Consider the following 14,822-nt stretch of genomic DNA (forward strand, 5'->3'; position numbering starts at 1 on the left):
GGCGCGGTGCTTCCCTCGCTCCTCATCATCGACGATTTCCTCAAAGACCCGTGGGCCGCGCGGCGCGCGGCGCTGGGGCTGGACTATGATCCGGCCGCCCAGCACGGCAATTTCCCCGGACGCAATTCGACCGGCGCGCTTGATACGGCGGCGATCGATGCAGCGGTCTCGCGCCTGCTCGGCCTGAAGCTCGGCCCTGCGCCGGGCACCCAGCACGGGCATTGCCGCCTGACCCGCAAGGGTGACAAGGGCAAAAGCGGCGTCCATATCGATCCCGCAGCCTATTCGGGCATCCTCTATCTCTCGCGCCCGGAAGATTGCACCGGGCCGCTGGCGGGCGGCACGGATTTCTTCCGCCACAAGCGCACCGGTCTCGAAGCCGTGCCCACCGATCCCGCGAAGATCGCCGCGACGGGCTATGATGATATCAACGCGCTGGTCGAGGATGTGGTCAACAAGGACACCACCAACCCGGCCAAGTGGGAGCGCACCATGCGCGTGCCGGTGCGCTTCAACCGGCTGCTACTGTTCTCGCCCTGGCAGTTCCACAATGCCGCGCCCGGCTTTGGCACGACGGCAGAGGACTCGCGTCTGGTGATGCTGCTGTTTTTCGGGGTGGTGCAGGGCTGACACCGTTCGTGTCGAGCGAAGTCGAGACACCATGGCACGGCCTCTCGACTTGGCTCGAGGCGAACGGGTATTTGCCTAGCCCATCCGCTCGTGCACTTCCAACCGGATCCGGTCGACCAGCCCGCGCTGGCACCGGCCCGCGATCTCCTCTTCCTCCAGCACCGCGAGGAACACCGCGCGCTTGGCCGCCTGCAGGCGCTCGGTCGGCATCCCGCTATTGGCGGTCGAGGCGATGAGATCGATCATTCGCTCCGCGCCGTGCAGCCGACCCCACAGATAATCGTTCTCGCGGTAGTCGCGGCTGAAGAAGGCACCGAAATTGTAGAACTCGATGCCCCGCAGGGTTGCCGCTGTTCCGCCATCGCGGATCGAGCGCGCGTCATCGGGCGAAATCCGGTCGATCCGCACCGGGTTGTATTCGTCCAACCCCTCGCGCCGGGTGAGCGGCAGGGTGGCGACATCGTAGAAGGGAAAGCCCAGATAGGTGAGGAGGATGCGCCGCCTCAAGGTTTTCGGCATGCTTTCCAGCGCATCGATCAGCAGCTGTTCGGCGGCCAGATCCGTGGTCGGCAGCAGGCGCTCGGTGGCGAGGAAATCGAGCACTGCGCCCGGCGCATCGGCGGCGCGGGCGGCAAGGTTCGCAAAATGGGCCGATTGCAGCACCTGCTCGTCCGCGCGGTAATAGAGCGCAAGGATTGCGTAGAGCCGGTCGCGCGCCAGATCGAGCGCGGCCTCGGGAATGTCCGCGTCCTGCTCCCAGTCACGCGACAGCTTGCGGGCGAGGAGTTGCAAGCGGCGGATACGAAATCCGGTGTCATGCGCGCGGAAGAAGGCGACGGCCGCCGCGCTCGCGCCGCCTTGGATATCGGTCATGTTTTCCACCCCGCGCGCGGACAGCACGGCACGGAAGGCTTCGATCAGCTCCCCCGGCTCGGCCGTCGGCGTGCCTGCAGCCTTGAGCGTCAGGCGCGCGAGCTGTTCAAGGATCGCGTCGAACTTTGCCAGCGCATAGGCGCCAAAGGCATAGCCTGAACGTTCGGCTGCGGCCTGCTGGGCCTTGGCGCGCCAGCCTGCGAGCCGTGCAGGGGTGGGCCGGTCGAGCAGGAAGGTGTAGCCGAACAGCTTTTCGACCGCACGGTCGATATCGCCTTGCAGGTCCATCACGATGCGCTTGAGGCGCGCGGCATCGCGCGATTGCTGTTCGATCCGTTCGAGATTGTCGCGGATCGGCTGTTCCCGCGGAATGGTCGAGAGCGAGCCGAAGATCGCGCCGACAAAGCCGATGTCCCGCAGCCTGTTCTCCGCCGCCATCGCTCCTGCGTCGGGACGCGGATCGATATAGACAAAGCGCCGGTCGACCTCGCGCTGGGCGGGGCGGCCGTGGAGCGCGGCATGGGCTGCTCCGAAAGGCGCATTGACCAGCACCGCCCCGTCGATCAGCGCGACCTTGTCCACCGTGCCATTGGCGACATGCACCGGCATGGTGCGCTGGAGAAAGGCGCCGCGGGTGGCCCAGTGATGCCCCTCGGCCAGAGCGAGATTGCCGATTTCGGCCAGCGTGAGCGGCGGGAAGGCCCCTGGAAAGCTCGCCGTCGCCCGCGCGGCCAGCACCAGTTCGAGCCGGTCGGCCAGCGGTTCGCCGGGCGAGCAGCCCACCCGCGCGCGGAAGGCGAGCGGCAGGCGGTGCTCCATCTCCTCGATCCGGGCCGGCGAATTGAGCCGCAGCGCCTGCGGGTGGCCGCGAAAATCGGTGGCGGTCACGGCAAGGTCGATCGGATAGCCCGGCGGCAGCAGCGGAATCCCGTCGCCCTCGGTCTCCATCTTGGTGAGCGCCTCGAACAGCATCGCGGAGAAGCGCGAGCCCGAAAAGGGCGGGCTGAACCAGCGGCCGCGCACGAGCCGCGAGACCTTGTGCCGCACCTCGGCGCGGGTTTCGGGCGAGACTGTCGCGCTCACCGCATTGCCCGGGCGGCTCAGGAACCACTCGGCAATCGGCTGCGCCCACAGCTTGGCATAGCGCCACACGGGTTCGGCCTCGGGATCGGTGAGCTCGGCGACATCGGCATTCTCGAGCCACAGATCGGTGAGCGGTTCGAGGCTGTGCCCGGAATGGATCGCCTGGGCGAGGAACACGGCATTGATGCCCCCGGCGCTCGCCCCGGTCAGCACATCGGGCAGGACCCGCAGGCGATATCCGTGGGCCGCCTCGATCTCGCCAAGGAATGCGCGATAGGCCTCGGCCACAGCGTCCAGACGGGTCTCGCCGGGATGGTGGAAGGCGCGGCTCGCCCGGGCCAGATGCCAGATTTCCTTGGTGATGCCATGCATGTAGACCGCAAGGCTGACGCCGCCGTAGCAGACAAGGGCAAGGCGCAGTTCCTTCTGGCGCATTGGGAATGTGTAGCGCGCATAACGAGGGAAATGCAATTGCGTTCTATTTCCGTTCCGATTATGGCCGGGATCTATGGCAAAGTCGAAGCGCCGTTATGTGTGTCAGGCCTGCGGGTCGGTGTCGCCACGCTGGCAGGGCCAATGCGCGGATTGCGGCGAGTGGAACACGCTGGTCGAGGACGCACCGGCGACGGTTTACTCGCAAAAGCATGATCTTTCCAGCGGCGGGCGCGCGGTCGCTTTCGAGCCGCTCAATGCGCCCACGCAATTGCCGGTGAGGAAGTCGACCGGCCTTGCCGAGTTTGACCGCGCTCTGGGCGGCGGGCTGGTGCCCGGCTCGGCCGTGCTGATGGGGGGCGATCCCGGGATCGGCAAGTCGACCCTTCTGCTGCAAACCGCCGCCACCATTGCGCGCGGCGGCAATGATGTTGTTTATGTCAGCGGCGAGGAAGCGGCAGGCCAGGTCCGCCTGCGGGCAGCACGCATGGGCGTGGCTGACGCACCGATCAGGCTCGCGTCCGAAACTTCGGTGCGCGATATTCTCACAACCTTGGGGCAGGGTGATCCGCCCGCGCTGCTAGTGATCGATTCGATCCAAACCATGCATTCGGACATGATCGAAGGCGCGCCCGGCACGGTTAGCCAAGTGCGCGGCTGCGCGCTGGAGCTCATCCGCTACGCCAAGGAGAGCGGCTGTGCGCTGGTGCTGGTCGGCCATGTCACCAAGGACGGCACCATCGCTGGCCCCCGCGTGCTCGAACACATGGTCGACGTGGTGATGAGCTTCGAGGGCGAGCGCAGTCACCAGTACCGCATCCTGCGTGCCTTGAAGAACCGCTTTGGTGCGGTTGATGAAATCGGGGTCTTCGCCATGGCAGCCGAGGGGCTGGAGGAGGTCGCCAACCCTTCGTTGCTGTTCCTTTCGGGGCGCGAGCAGCCGCTGGCGGGCTCGGCAGTGTTCCCCGCGCTTGAGGGCACGCGCCCCGTTCTGGTCGAGATCCAGGCGCTCATCGTGCGGCTGCAATCGGGCGCAACGCCGCGGCGCGCGGTGGTGGGCTGGGATTCGGGGCGGCTCGCGATGCTGCTCGCGGTGCTGGAATCACGCTGCGGGCTCAATTTCTCCTCGGCGGAGGTCTATCTCAATGTCGCAGGCGGATACCGTCTGACCGATCCGGCGGCAGACCTTGCCGTGGCAGCTGCGCTGGTCTCTGCGCTGGCGGACAAGCCCCTGCCCGACAAGGCCTCATGGTTCGGCGAGGTCAGCCTTGCCGGAGAGATCCGCCCCGTCGCCCACGCGCCCTTGCGGCTGCGCGAGGCGGCCAAACTCGGCTTTGCGCGCGCCTATGGCCCGGCGGGTGCGGCGGGGATGGAGGACGCGCGCGGCTATCGCGGACTTGCTGCACTTGCGAACCTCGTTGACCAGGTGATGGGCAGCGCATAGATTTAGCGCTGATGGCTCTGCTCGACCTTATCGTTCTCGTGATTGTTGCGATCGCCGCGATCGGCGGCTTTCTGCGCGGGCTGGTGCAGGAAGTGCTGAGCCTTGCCGCATGGATCTTCGCGGCGCTGGCGGTGCATTTCCTTCATCCGGTGCTCTCGCCTTCGATCAGCGGCTTTCTCAATTCCGAACGCTACACGCCGACCTTCGCCTTCGTGCTGCTGCTGCTCATTCCCTATGCGGCAATGAAGCTGATTGCCGACAATGTCAGCGCTGCATCCGACGGCGCGATCCTTGGCCCGATCGACCGGGTGCTGGGTTTCGGCTTTGGCGGCGTGAAGGGCGCGCTGATCGCGGTCTTTGCCTTTTCGGTGGTGGCGCTCGGGTATGACGAGTCGTGGGGCTACAAGGGACGGCCCTTGTGGATCACCGAAGCGCGCACCTATCCGGCTATTGATGCCTCCTCGCGCCAGTTGGTGCCGATGATTGCGGTGCGGCGCGATCAGCTGCGCCGCGCTTCCGAAGCGCGCGATGCGGCCGTGCGCAAGGCCGTTGACTGAACCTTCGTGAGCGGCGCAGGACCGACCAGGCTTTACACGCCGCAAGTGCTGGCGCTGGCGACAGGGCTGGCAGCTTTCCCGCTCGATGACAGCCTGCCGCTGCGCGCCGAGGCCCGCTCGCGCACCTGCGGCAGCGATATCGCGGTCGGGATCGCGATTGACCCTGCGGGCATGATCGCCCGCATCGGAATGCAGGTGCGGGCCTGCGCCATCGGGCAGGCGTCGGCCGCGCTTCTGGCGCAGGCTGCATGCGGGCGTAGCGCGCAGGATCTGGCGCGGGTGCATGAAGGGTTGGAAAGCTGGCTCGCAGGGACAGGCGAACTGCCCGATTGGCCCGATCTCGCTCTGATCGTACCAGCCCGCGCGCACACCGCCCGCCACGGGGCCTTGCTCTTGCCGTGGACGGCGGCCAGCAAGGCGCTTTCAAGCGGCGCAATCGCCCGCTAGGGGTGCAGCCAGAGACAGCGCTGCCAGCTGGCGGTGATGCATGGGGATAGAGCGAAATGGCAGAGGCGCAGGCGCTCGCGGACCGCGAGCCGAGCGATAAGGAAATCCGTCTGGTCATCGGCGCGTCGAGCGCTGGCACGATCTTCGAATGGTACGATTTCTTCATCTACGGAACGCTCGCCTACATCCTCAAGGATGCCTTCTACGCCACCGATAACGAGACGCTCGGCCTGCTGCTGGTGTGGTCGACCTTTGCGGTGGGCTTTGCCTTCCGGCCGCTTGGCGCGGTGCTGTTCGGCTTTCTGGGCGACAGGTTGGGGCGCAAATATACCTTCCTTGTCACTGTCACCCTGATGGGCATCGCCACGGCGGGTGTGGGCCTGATCCCCACGGTCGATACCATCGGCATGGCGGCGCCGATCATCGTCATCTTGCTGCGGGTGATCCAGGGCCTTGCGCTCGGGGGCGAATATGGCGGGGCGGCGATCTATGTCGCCGAGCATGCCCCACCCGAAAAGCGCGGGTTCTACACCAGCTTCATTCAGGCGAGTGTGGCCGGGGGCTTCGTGCTCTCGATCATCGTGGTGCTGGCTTGCCGCGCGCTGATCCCGGCCGAGGCCTTTGCCGCATGGGGCTGGCGCGTGCCGTTCCTGCTGTCGATCGCGCTTCTCGCAATCTCGCTGTGGATGCGCCTCAAGCTGTCCGAAAGCCCGGTATTTCAAGCGATGAAGGCAGCGGGCGAGACAAGCGGCAATCCCTTTGTCGAAAGCATGACCTATCCCGGCAACCCCAAGCGATTGTTCGTCGCCCTGTTCGGGATCACCGGCATCCTGACGACGGTGTGGTACACCGGCTTCTTTTCGGCGATGAGCTTCCTGCGCGGGCCGATGCATGTCGATGATCTCACGGTGGAGCTGGTGCTGCTCGGATCGGGCCTGATCGTGATGGGGTTCTATCTCATCATCGGCAAATGGTCTGACCGGGTCGGACGCAAGCTGCCGATCATCATCGGCGCGGCGCTGACGTTGGCACTGCTGTTCCCGCTGTTCTGGGCGATGGGCAGTTTTGCCAACCCCGGCATTGCCGCCGCCGCCGAGGCCAATCCGGTGACGATCAGCGGCCCCCGGTGCGAGACCGATCCCTTTGCCGAGATGTTCAAGCGCGAGCAGACCGATTGCGGCAAGCTGCTTGAAACCCTGACTGCGGCAGGCGTGCCCTACAGCCTGACGCCGGGGGCGGACCTGTCGCTCAAGGTCGGCGGCGAGGCGGTGGCGATCGACCCCGCGTGGTTCGCCGATGGCGCGGCGCGCAAGGCTGGCGTTCTCGGCGCGCTCGGGCAGTATGGCTTCGACTTTTCCAAGCAGAGCCCGAGCGGAGCCAATCTCGCGGGCATTGTCGCTGTGCTGCTGGCGCTGGGCATGCTCTCCGCGCTGACCTACGGATCAGTTGCGGCGCTCTTGTCCGAGATGTTCCCGCCGCGCATCCGCTATTCCTCGATGTCGATCCCCTATCACATCGGCGCGGGCTATCTCGGCGGGTTCCTGCCGCTGATTGCGGGCGTGATCGTGGCGAGCACCGGGGATATCTACGCCGGGCTGTGGTACACGTGGGGCGTGGTCGCCTTCGGGCTGCTGGTGGCATGGTGGGGGATCCCCGGCGGGCCGCCGAAAGACTTCGCGGATGACTGAGATTGCGCTGCCGCCGCCGAGCCTGCGGCTGACGGTCGACAGGGCTGCGCTCGCCGCTAACTGGCAGGCGCTTGATCGCCTCTCGGGCGCTGCGGCTGCCGGGGCGGCGGTCAAGGCGGATTGCTACGGCCTCGGGGTCGATACCTGCGTTTCGGTGCTGCGCGATGCGGGCTGCACCAATTTCTTCGTCGCACACTGGAGCGAGGTGGCGGCGGTCGCGGCTCATGTTCCGGCTGCGCAGATTGCTGTGCTGCACGGGCCTTTGAGCGAAGCCGATTGCGCCTATGCCAAGGCAAGCGGCGCGGTGCCGGTGATCAATTCGCTCGAACAGGCGGCTTTGTGGAGCGCGAGTGGCGGTGGACGCTGCCACCTGATGGTCGATACCGGCATCAACCGGCTCGGCATTGCTCTTGCCGAAGCAGGCGATCCGCGCATCGCCGCGCTCGATATCGACATCCTCATGAGCCACCTCGCCAGCGCGGACGAGAAGACCGCAATGAACCGGATGCAGGCCGAATTGCTGGAGGAAGCCGCCGAAGCGATCCCGCATCAGCGCGTAAGCCTTGCCAACAGCGCCGGGATTGCGCTGGGGGCCAGCTTTGCCTTCGATCTCACCCGTCCCGGCCTTGCGCTTTACGGCGGCATCCCGCGCAGCGAGCTGGCTGATCACATCCAGCCCGTTGCGCAGGTGCAGGCTCAGGTGCTCCAGACCCGACACCTCGCGCCGGGGGAGGGGGTGGGCTATAACGCCACCTTCATGGCTCCCACGCATATGCGGGTGGGCACGGTCTCGATCGGCTATGCCGACGGCTTCCTGCGGCTGCGCGGTCCGGGCAATGCGCTGTTTGCGCAAGGTCGCCGCCTGCCGATCCTCGGCAAGGTATCGATGGACATGGTCGTGATCGATCTGGCCGAGGCCCCGGATCTGGCTGCGGGCGACTGGGTGGATGTGCCATGGGACATCAATGATTGTGCGCAGCAAAACACGCTGTCGCCTTACGAATTGCTGACCGTGATCGGGGGCCGTTTACGCCACCGGGGATAGGCCTTTGCGGCTCATATTGCGCTGCACATTGTGCAGGTGCTAAGAGGCCGCAGGGGTCAACATCCGGGATAGAACAATGGTCGGCAGATCGAAGACGGCATCGGGCGCAGCAGGCGATGCGGTAATCATCAAGAAATACGCCAACCGGCGGCTCTACAACACCGCATCCTCCAGCTACATCACGCTCGAGGATCTCGCCCGGATGGTGCGCGAGAATGTCGATTTCCAGGTGCTCGATGCCAAGACCGGGGACGATATCACCCATTCGATCCTCACCCAGATCATCATGGATGAAGAGGCCAATGGCGGGCAGATGCTCCCGGTCAGCTTCCTCAGGCAGCTGATCGGAATGTACGGCAATTCGATGCAGGCGCTGATGCCGTCCTATCTCGAAGCCAGCATGGCCAATTTCCGCGATAACCAGTCGAAGATCCGCGAAGCCTTCGAAAAGGGCATCAGCGCCACGCCCTTTGCCGCGATCCATGAAACCAACATGGCGATGATGCGGGCTGCGGCCGACGTGCTGATGCCGGGCATCGGCAAGGCCAAGGCCAAGCCTTCCGCCCCCGCTGCTCCGGCCGACAGCCGCGACGAGATCGCCGCTCTGCGCGAACAGATGGCGGCGATGCAAAAGAAGCTGGACGAATTGGGCAAATAGCGCCGATAGGGCGCGCCGCTCTTCACATTTCAGGAATTCGCTTCGTGTCCCAGATCCGCCACGCGCTCACCGTCAAGCGCGAAGACGACTTTGCCAAGTGGTATCAGGAGGTCATCTCCGCCGCCGATCTCGCCGAGGAATCGGGGGTGCGCGGCTGCATGGTGATCAAGCCCTGGGGCTATGGCATCTGGGAACGCATCCAGCGCCTGATGGACGACCGGATCAAGGCTGCGGGCGTTTCGAACTGCTATTTCCCGCTGTTCATCCCGCTCGCCAATTTCACTCGCGAGGCCGAGCACGTTGAAGGCTTTGCCAAGGAAATGGCGGTCGTCACCCACCACCGCCTGATTGCGGATGGCAAGGGCGGATTGATCCCCGATCCCGCCGCAAAGCTGGAAGAGCCGCTGGTCGTCCGCCCGACGTCCGAGACGATCATCGGCGATGCCATGGCGCGCTGGGTGCAATCTTGGCGCGATCTGCCGCTGCTCACCAACCAGTGGGCCAATGTCGTGCGCTGGGAAATGCGCACGCGGATGTTCCTGCGCACCAGCGAATTCCTCTGGCAGGAAGGCCACACCGCCCACGAAACGCGCGAGGATGCGCTGGTGGAAACCCACCGCGCCCTCGAAATGTATCGGGCGTGTGCGGAAGATGATCTCGCGCTCCCCGTGATCGCGGGCGAGAAGCCGGAGAACGAGCGTTTTCCCGGCGCGGTCGAGACCTGGTCGATCGAGGCGATGATGCAGGACGGCAAGGCGCTGCAAGCCGGCACCTCGCACTATCTCGGCACCAATTTCGCCCATGCGGCTGGCATCCAGTATCAGGACCGTGAAGGCTCGCAGCAGTATTGCCACACCACCAGCTGGGGTGTCTCCACGCGGCTGATCGGCGGGGTGATCATGACCCACGGCGATGACGATGGCCTTCGCGTCCCGCCCGCCATCGCGCCGCAGCAGATCGTCATCATCCCGATGCTGCGTGAGGCACCGGAGGATGCGGACCTCATTGCCTATTGCGAAAGCGTGCGTGCCGCGCTGGCCGCACAAACCGCGCTGGGCGAACGGGTGCGCGTGCTGCTCGATGTGAAGCCCGGCAAGGCCGCGGCCAAGCGCTGGGACTGGGTCCGCAAGGGTGCGCCCGTCATCATCGAGGTTGGCCCGCGCGACATGGCCGAAGGCAAGCTCGCGGTCCTGCGCCGCGATCAGCTGTGGAATGCTGCCAACGGCAAGCCTGCCTTCACCTATCCGGCCCACGGCGATTTCGTGGCTCAGGCGGGCTCGGTTATCGAAGCCATCCAATCGGCCCTGTTCGAGGAAGCCCGCGCGCGCCGCGATGCCAATATCACCCGCGGGGTGACCGAGTGGCAGGCGGTGGTCGATCACTTCGAGCAGGGCGGCAAGTATCCGGGCTGGGTCGAGGTCGAATGGTCCAAGCCCACCGGCGCGGCGCTCGAAGCCGTGGTCGAGAAGCTCAAGGCGGTGAAGCTTACCATCCGCAACGTGCCGCGCGGCGCCGAGCCGGCGAGCGGCACCTGCATCTTCACCGGCGCGCCGGCGACCGAGCGGATCCTGATCGCCCGCTCTTACTAGACTTGCACCAAGGCTAAGGCGCGGGCAGACAGGGCGCATGATCAAACCTGCCCTCCTGCTGGCTGCGCTCGTCGCCGCCGCTCCGCTCGCCGCTCAAGACCACGCTGCCGATGCTGTCTCGGCCGAGCGGCTCAAGGGCGATGTCGAAAAGCTGGTGAGCTTCGGCACGCGCCACACCCTCTCCTCCCAGACCGATCCCAAGCGCGGCATCGGCGCGGCAGTCGATTGGGGGCTGGCCGAATTCAAGCGCATTGGCGCCAAGTGCGGCGGCTGCCTTGAGGTTCTTCCGGTGGGCGAGGTGATCCAGCCCGATGCGCGCCGCATTCCGGTCGCCACCCTGGTGCGCAATGCGGTCGCGATCCAGCGCGGCACCGAGCGGCCCAATGAAGTCGTGATCGTCCAGGGCCACATCGACAGCCGCGTCTCCGATCCGCTCGATTTCACCCGCGATGCGCCGGGCGCGAATGACGACGGCAGCGGTACCGCGCTGGTGCTGGAAGCGGCGCGGGTGCTTAGCGGCACGAAATATCCCACCACCATCATCTACGCCCTGCTTTCGGGCGAGGAGCAGGGGCTGTTTGGCGGGCGCATCCTCGCCGATTGGGCGGCGGCACAGGGCTACACCGTCAAGGCCGTGCTCAACAACGACATCGTCGGCAATTCCTGCGGCAAGGACGGCTATTGCGAGCCTAGGGTCGTGCGCGTCTTTTCAGAAGGCCCGCGCGCCGATCTGACCGATGCCCTGCGTGCGGCGGGAACCCGCTTTGGCGGCGAGAATGACACGCCCTCGCGCAATCTCTCGCGCTGGGTGGCAGCGCTTTCGGCCAAGCACCCCGAGGAAATGCAGGTCCGCCAGATCTGGCGCACCGACCGCATGGGCCGCGGCGGGGATCAGGTGCCGTTCCTGCAAAAGGGCTTCCCCGCGATCCGCTTTACCGTCGGGGTCGAGGATTACGATCACCAGCATCAGGATCTGCGCACCGAAGGCGGCGTGTTCTATGGTGACACGATCGAGGAGATGGACTTCGCCTATCTCGCCGGAGTGACGAAGCTCAACGTCCGCGCGCTCGATGCGCTCGCCCGCGCGCCGATGCCGCCCAAGGTGACGGTGGACGCGGCGGTGCGGGTGGATACCGAATTGAAGTGGAAAGCCGTTCCGGGCGCGCAGGTCTATTCGGTCGCCACGCGGGCAACCGATGCGCCGGAATGGAGCAAGGACATGGTGCTCGTCTATATCGACGGCTCGCAGGCCGACAACGCGGCAGCCGCAGCCGAGGGCCGTGAGTTCACCAATGTCCGCAAGTTGCGCGGCGATGACTGGATGTTTGGCGTTGCAGCCTGCGCGGGCATGTTCTGCTCGCCTGTCTCCAGCGCGGTCCCGGGCGGGGCGTTCGAACCGGTGGCGAAGGAGTAGCCATTCGTCATTGCGAGGCCCGTCAGGGCCGCGGCAATCCATGATCCGGCCTAGTGGCTAAGGCGAATGTCTGTCCATGGATTGCTTCGCTCCACTCGCAATGACGAGGCTTATGGGTTAGGGCCATGTCCATGGCCAAACCACCCAAGCTGCCGCAGGGCATGCCGACGCCTGCTCAGGTGCTCGATTTCATCCAGTCCTCCGACATCCCCGCCGGAAAGCGCGAGATCGCCAAGGCTTTCGGGCTGAAGGGGCAGGAGAAGATCAAGCTCAAGGCCCTGCTCAAGGACATGGCCGAAGAAGGGCTGATCGACGGCTCGAAAAGCGCCTTCCACCGTATGGGCGGAGTGCCCAAAGTGACCACCCTCAAGATCGTCGATCTCGACGAGGGCGATCTGGTTGCCGAACCGGACAATTGGGACCCGGAGGCTCCCGGCAAGCCGCCGCGCCTCATCATTCGTGAACCCAAGATGCGGGGTGCAAAACGTCCGCCTGCGCTCAAGCGCGGGGACCGCGTGCTGGCCCGTACCGAGGAGACCGAGCGGGGCTGGATCGCCCATGTGATGAAAAAGCTCCCGGCGCGCACCGAAGGGCTGATGGGGATTGTCGAGATCGACAAGACCGGCAAGGCCTGGCTCGCGCCGGTGGACAAGCGCGTGCGCCAGTCCGCTCCAATCGCGGATCGTGGCTCTGCCGAGGCAGGCCAGCTGGTGATCGCCGAAAGGGTCGGCCGGTCCGAACGGGCCGGGGTCAAAGTGGTCGAGGTGGTCGGCGATCCGCTCGCCCCGCGCTCCTTCAGCCTGATCGCCATTGCCAAGCACGGCATCCCGCACATCTTCCCTGAAGAGGTGCTTGAGGAAGCCCCGCGCGCGGCCAAATTGAAGCTCTCCGAAAAGGCGCGCGAGGACCTGCGCCATCTGCCGATCGTTGCGATCGACCCCGCTGACGCGCGCGATCATGACGATGCGATCTGGGCAGAGCCGGACGGGCAGGGCGGCTTCAATGCGCTCGTCGCGATCGCTGACGTCAGCTTCTACGTCCGCCCCGGCTCCGCGCTTGACCGCGAGGCGAGAAAGCGCGGCAATTCGGTCTATTTCCCCGACCGGGTGGTGCCGATGCTGCCCGAAGTGCTCTCGGCCGATGTCTGCTCGCTGAAAGAGGGCGAGGACCGCGCGGCCATGGCCTGCCACCTGCACATCAACGCTGATGGCAAGGTTTCGAGTTTCCGTTTCACGCGCGCAACTGTGCGCATCGCGCACAACATCGCCTACGAGGACGCGCAGAAGGCGGTGGACGAGGGCAATCCGCCCGAATTCCTCGCCAACCTGTGGGCGGCGTGGAAGGCGCTGGCAGCCGCGCGCCATGCCCGCGATCCGCTTGAGCTCGAACTGCCCGAACGCCGCGTGGTGCTCGACGAACAGGGCCGGATCGCCTCGATCGCCATTCGCGAGCGGCTCGATGCGCACCGCGTGGTCGAGGATTTCATGATCGCGGCCAATGTCGCGGCGGCCAAGGCGCTGGAGGCAAAAACCGCGCCGGTGGTCTACCGCATCCATGAGCCGCCGAACCGCGAGAAGCTGATTGCCTTGCGAGACTACCTTGCAACCTTGGGCAAGAAGCTGGCGCTGGGACAGGTGGTGACGCCGGGCCTGTTCAACCGGATGCTCAAGGACATTGCGGACGAGGCCGAAAAGGCGCTGGTGATGGAGGCGGTGCTGCGCAGCCAGACCCAGGCCTATTACGGCCCCGCCAATGCCGGGCATTTCGGCCTTTCGCTTGGATCATACGCCCACTTCACCTCGCCGATCCGGCGCTATTCCGATTTGCTCGTGCACCGCGCGCTGGTCGATGCCTACAAGCTGGAGCAACCTGCCCCGCCGGGCTCGATCCCGGCCACCAGCGGGCTATCGGACCGCGACCGCGCGAGCCTGCAACAGGTCTCCGACGCGATCAGCCAGACCGAGCGGCGCGCGATGGAGGCCGAGCGCGACACCATCGACCGCTATGTCGCGGCCTGGCTTTCGAGCCGCGTGGGCGAGGTGTTCGACACCCGCATCACCGGGGTCCAGAGCTTCGGCTTCTTTGCCACCATCGTCGGGCTTGGCGGGGACGGGCTCGTCCCGATCTCGACGCTGGGGGGCGAATATTTCCGCTATGACGAGGCGGCCAAGGCGCTGGTCGGCAGCGACAGCGGAACGGTCTATGCGACCGGCGACCGGCTGAAGTTGCGACTGGGCGAGGCCAATGCGCTCACCGGATCGCTGAAATTCGTGCTGCCCGATGCCGATGCCGGGGCCATCGAACCGCGTGGGAGCCGACCGGAAGATCGACGGCGGGGTGCAGGTGGTCCGCCCAAAAAGGCGGGCAAGTTTATCGTGGGAAAGCGCGGACGGCCGGGCAATATCCGCCATCAGGGCCGCAAGAAATAGCGTTCCACTACGCCTGATGGTCGCGCGTCGTCTCGTCGTAATCGGCGGGGATGATGTAGACCGGGCAGGGCAGGGTGCCGGCGAGGCTCGAGAAGTGCGTCACAAGCGGGCCGGGCGCCGCTCCCTTGGCTGCGCCCAGCACGAGCGCGGCGACTTCGGCATGGTCGGCAAGGAATTCGCTGACGATCTTCTGTCCCTGACCGATCTTCACCGAGATGGTCGGCATGATCCCGCTTTCGGCCAGCAGGCTGCCCGCAACGCCATGCGCAAGCATCTCTGCCCGGTCACGCGCCTCGGCCTCGATCGTCGCCTGCACCGCGCCGAAAGCGCTGAAATTCTGCTGCGGCACCAGCGCCAGCAGATGCACCGCACCGCCGACATTGGCGGCCCGGCGCGCGGCATAACGCAAGGCGGCCAGCGCCTCTTCGCTCTCGTCGATGATGACCAGAAATGTGCGCATTGTCTCAGCCCCGTTGGCCTTGAGGATATCAATGCATTCGTATGGATTGGCAAGTCCCCGCAAGCTTCCGCCA

General features: G+C 65.8%; 12 protein-coding genes. 10 read left to right on the forward strand and 2 right to left on the reverse strand.

The genetic code is table 11. The features are described from left to right. The first annotated feature begins 6 nt into the window (after positions 1-6). Positions 7-630, forward strand: a complete 624-nt coding sequence (locus RSE14_RS02750) for a DUF6445 family protein (protein WP_324075714.1) — start codon at positions 7-9, stop codon at positions 628-630. Positions 631-705: 75 nt separating this feature from the next. Here RSE14_RS02750 and RSE14_RS02755 read toward each other — a convergent pair whose 3' ends face one another. Beyond that, complete coding sequence (locus RSE14_RS02755; RefSeq protein WP_324075715.1) at positions 706-3,021, reverse strand: patatin-like protein; 2,316 nt, start codon at positions 3,019-3,021, stop codon at positions 706-708. Between the two features lie 73 nt (positions 3,022-3,094). Between RSE14_RS02755 and radA the strand changes: the two genes are divergently transcribed. The 9 genes from radA (at position 3,095) to rnr (ending at position 14,289) form a co-directional block, all read left to right on the forward strand. Then, positions 3,095-4,462 (forward strand): DNA repair protein RadA, encoded by a 1,368-nt coding sequence (gene radA, locus RSE14_RS02760; protein WP_324075716.1) that lies wholly within the window; start codon positions 3,095-3,097, stop codon positions 4,460-4,462. A gap of 11 nt (positions 4,463-4,473) precedes the next feature. Further along, positions 4,474-5,019, forward strand: a complete 546-nt coding sequence (locus RSE14_RS02765; RefSeq protein ID WP_324075717.1) for a CvpA family protein — start codon at positions 4,474-4,476, stop codon at positions 5,017-5,019. Between the two features lie 6 nt (positions 5,020-5,025). Beyond that, positions 5,026-5,466 (forward strand): iron-sulfur cluster assembly scaffold protein, encoded by a 441-nt coding sequence (locus RSE14_RS02770; RefSeq protein WP_324075718.1) that lies wholly within the window; start codon positions 5,026-5,028, stop codon positions 5,464-5,466. A gap of 56 nt (positions 5,467-5,522) precedes the next feature. Beyond that, a complete protein-coding gene (locus tag RSE14_RS02775) occupies positions 5,523-7,154 on the forward strand; it encodes an MFS transporter (RefSeq protein WP_324075719.1) in 1,632 nt (543 codons plus the stop codon). Further along, positions 7,147-8,199, forward strand: coding sequence for an alanine racemase (gene alr / locus RSE14_RS02780; RefSeq protein ID WP_324075720.1), 1,053 nt, complete (start codon positions 7,147-7,149; stop codon positions 8,197-8,199). The genes RSE14_RS02775 and alr overlap by 8 nt, the downstream gene beginning before the upstream one ends. Before the next feature lie 76 nt (positions 8,200-8,275). Continuing rightward, a complete protein-coding gene (gene phaR / locus RSE14_RS02785; RefSeq protein ID WP_324075721.1) occupies positions 8,276-8,857 on the forward strand; it encodes a polyhydroxyalkanoate synthesis repressor PhaR in 582 nt (193 codons plus the stop codon). Positions 8,858-8,901: 44 nt separating this feature from the next. Beyond that, positions 8,902-10,446 carry an aminoacyl--tRNA ligase-related protein gene (locus RSE14_RS02790; protein WP_324075722.1) on the forward strand — a complete coding sequence of 515 codons (1,545 nt, stop codon included), beginning with the start codon at positions 8,902-8,904 and terminating at the stop codon, positions 10,444-10,446. A 37-nt stretch (positions 10,447-10,483) separates the two neighbouring features. Continuing rightward, positions 10,484-11,860: a M20/M25/M40 family metallo-hydrolase gene (locus RSE14_RS02795; RefSeq protein WP_324075723.1), complete on the forward strand. Its 1,377-nt coding sequence runs from the start codon at positions 10,484-10,486 to the stop codon at positions 11,858-11,860. Positions 11,861-11,991: 131 nt separating this feature from the next. Beyond that, complete coding sequence (gene rnr, locus RSE14_RS02800; RefSeq protein WP_324075724.1) at positions 11,992-14,289, forward strand: ribonuclease R; 2,298 nt, start codon at positions 11,992-11,994, stop codon at positions 14,287-14,289. Between the two features lie 7 nt (positions 14,290-14,296). Here rnr and RSE14_RS02805 read toward each other — a convergent pair whose 3' ends face one another. Next, a complete protein-coding gene (locus tag RSE14_RS02805) occupies positions 14,297-14,749 on the reverse strand; it encodes a universal stress protein (protein ID WP_324075725.1) in 453 nt (150 codons plus the stop codon). Positions 14,750-14,822 lie beyond the last annotated feature (73 nt).

Origin of the sequence: Erythrobacter sp. (genome assembly GCF_035194505.1) — a bacterium.
GTDB lineage: Bacteria > Pseudomonadota > Alphaproteobacteria > Sphingomonadales > Sphingomonadaceae > Erythrobacter.

What these genes read in the sequence shown, in the direction of transcription:
- RSE14_RS02755 (WP_324075715.1), bottom strand. Translation starts at nt 3,021, where the DNA reads ATGCGCCAGAAGGAACTGCGCCTTGCCCTTGTCTGCTACGGCGGCGTC.
- radA (WP_324075716.1), top strand. Translation starts at nt 3,095, where the DNA reads ATGGCAAAGTCGAAGCGCCGTTATGTGTGTCAGGCCTGCGGGTCGGTG.
- RSE14_RS02765 (WP_324075717.1), top strand. Translation starts at nt 4,474, where the DNA reads ATGGCTCTGCTCGACCTTATCGTTCTCGTGATTGTTGCGATCGCCGCG.
- RSE14_RS02775 (WP_324075719.1), top strand. Translation starts at nt 5,523, where the DNA reads ATGGCAGAGGCGCAGGCGCTCGCGGACCGCGAGCCGAGCGATAAGGAA.
- alr (WP_324075720.1), top strand. Translation starts at nt 7,147, where the DNA reads ATGACTGAGATTGCGCTGCCGCCGCCGAGCCTGCGGCTGACGGTCGAC.
- phaR (WP_324075721.1), top strand. Translation starts at nt 8,276, where the DNA reads ATGGTCGGCAGATCGAAGACGGCATCGGGCGCAGCAGGCGATGCGGTA.
- RSE14_RS02795 (WP_324075723.1), top strand. Translation starts at nt 10,484, where the DNA reads ATGATCAAACCTGCCCTCCTGCTGGCTGCGCTCGTCGCCGCCGCTCCG.
- rnr (WP_324075724.1), top strand. Translation starts at nt 11,992, where the DNA reads ATGGCCAAACCACCCAAGCTGCCGCAGGGCATGCCGACGCCTGCTCAG.
- RSE14_RS02805 (WP_324075725.1), bottom strand. Translation starts at nt 14,749, where the DNA reads ATGCGCACATTTCTGGTCATCATCGACGAGAGCGAAGAGGCGCTGGCC.